This is a genomic window from Bradyrhizobium sp. 33ap4 (genome assembly GCF_032654765.1).
Classification (GTDB): Bacteria; Pseudomonadota; Alphaproteobacteria; order Rhizobiales; family Xanthobacteraceae; genus Bradyrhizobium; species Bradyrhizobium australafricanum.
On the sequence record NZ_JAUMTJ010000164.1, the window covers coordinates 1 to 1,859 of the forward strand.

Here is a 1,859-nt window from a genome sequence, read left to right on the forward strand (position 1 = left end):
GGCCGCCTCCCAAAAAGAAGCCTTGAATCTGATTTGCTCTCAAAAGGGAATCCTTAGAGTCCACACCACCTAGCCGTTCTGCCCGTCGCGGGGGGCTGCCCGACTGCAGGGATTGGGTGGTTTTCAGTGCTGTGGGTTGACCAGGATCGGCTTACTGGTCGGGACGGCTTGCCCGTGTCCGTGGGCCGTTCGAACGTCTCGATACTTGCCGAGATTTGCGGAAATCTCCCTTGCGACGGGCGACCGTGAAGGTCACCGACGCTCCCCGACCTCTCCCGACTGGCGGGTCGCAGGCGATACATTCTCGAACCGGTGCGCTTGCCAGCCTATGCTCAAGCCGAGCTGTGCTGCCGCCATCACCGCAGCCCGGGCCAAGATCCCTCTGTAGGTGGGGTAGGCTCAACCGCGACGTTCAGCCGCTTCGTGTCTGCGACCCAACCCACTGCCAAAACCGCAAGCGAGGCTTCAGCATCCAACCGGGCTCCATTCTTCGTAAAGACCATGCGCACGCCATCAGGTGTCTTCGCGAACGCCTCGATGGTGCCGAAACTCTGGTATCCTGAGCGTTATGGTGTCATTTGTCGCTGCCTCGCAGCTCATGCCGATGCTTGCGATTTTGTTGAATCTAGAGAAGCGATGCCGTCACCCGCAACGTCGACAATCGAGCGTCTGCGTTGTGAAATTCAACCTGAGGTTAGTTAGCCCTCCGGACATGGCCGAAGACTCCTTCGCCTTTGTTTTGACGGACAGGCGTGTGACGAATGCTGCCAAGAGAGTAGCGAAGCTCCGGCCGGCAATCCCGGTATGCATCGAGGTGAGCAATGAGTTCATTCGAGGCTTTCCCGTCAGCTCTGCACGACCGCCACTTGGGGGAGGTGTCGTGTGAGATGGCTGCCCACCGCGCCAGGCGGGGAGATCCAATCTCGCAACGCAAGCGGACGTCGATTCGACCGGTCTGGTTATGCATCCTGGCGCTGGCGGTGGCCGCGTTCGGCTGCGGCGCCCTTCACGCCCAAGCTGCCGCGGCCCCTGACAGGGAATTAGTCGTGGCGACCAAGCAGGCCCCTCCATTTGCCATCAAGCAGCCGGATGGGAGTTGGAGCGGTATGAGCATCGCGCTCTGGAAAAGGATCGCCGATCAGGCACACCTACGTTTTCGCCTGGTCGAAACCCAGAGCGTGCCGGATTTGCTGGACGGCGTCGCAAACGGCAGATTCGATGTTGGCGTCGCGGCGGTTACAGTGACTGCCGAGCGTGCGCGCAAAGTCGATTTTACGCAGCCGTTCTACAACACCGGGCTCGGCGTTGCGGTACCGGTCAACGAAAACCCCTGGGTCGCGATCGGGCGGGCGCTTCTCTCTTTCGGATTCTTCCAGGCCGTCGCGGTGCTGCTTGGTTTCGCAATGGCGGTCGGATTCCTGATCTGGATGCTGGAACGGCGCAAAACGGAGCACTTCGGTGGCGGCGCCAAGGGACTCGGCTCCAGCTTCTGGTGGTCGACCATCGCCATGACGCAAGCCGGAGCCGCTCAGAATGCGCCGACAACACTCCCCGGCAGGATCGTGGCAATGGGATGGATGATCGCTTCCGTGATCGCGATTGCGGTGTTCACCGCCGGTATCACCTCCACCCTTACGCGCAGAGGGCTCGAGGGCGCCGTTCACGGCTTCAACGACCTGCGTTCCGTGCGCGTCGGCGCGGTCGCGAACTCCGCGACGACCGACTACCTCGCTCGTCAGCGGCTTTCGTTTCGAACGTTTCCGGACATCCAAGGCGGCCTCTCCGCAAGTCGGATCGTAGCCATGTCGTTCTGTGAGCCAAGGAGTTGAGTGTTATAGTTGTCTTCCTAAGACCGCTTG

Annotated in this window: 1 protein-coding gene; it reads left to right on the forward strand. The window is 61.0% G+C overall.

The window, feature by feature from the left end; genetic code table 11:
- Nucleotides 1-1,046 precede the first annotated feature (1,046 nt).
- Entirely contained in the window at nt 1,047-1,829 is a 783-nt protein-coding gene (locus tag Q2M23_RS43515; RefSeq protein ID WP_316399505.1) for a transporter substrate-binding domain-containing protein, read from the forward strand.
- The last annotated feature ends 30 nt before the right edge of the window (nt 1,830-1,859 follow it).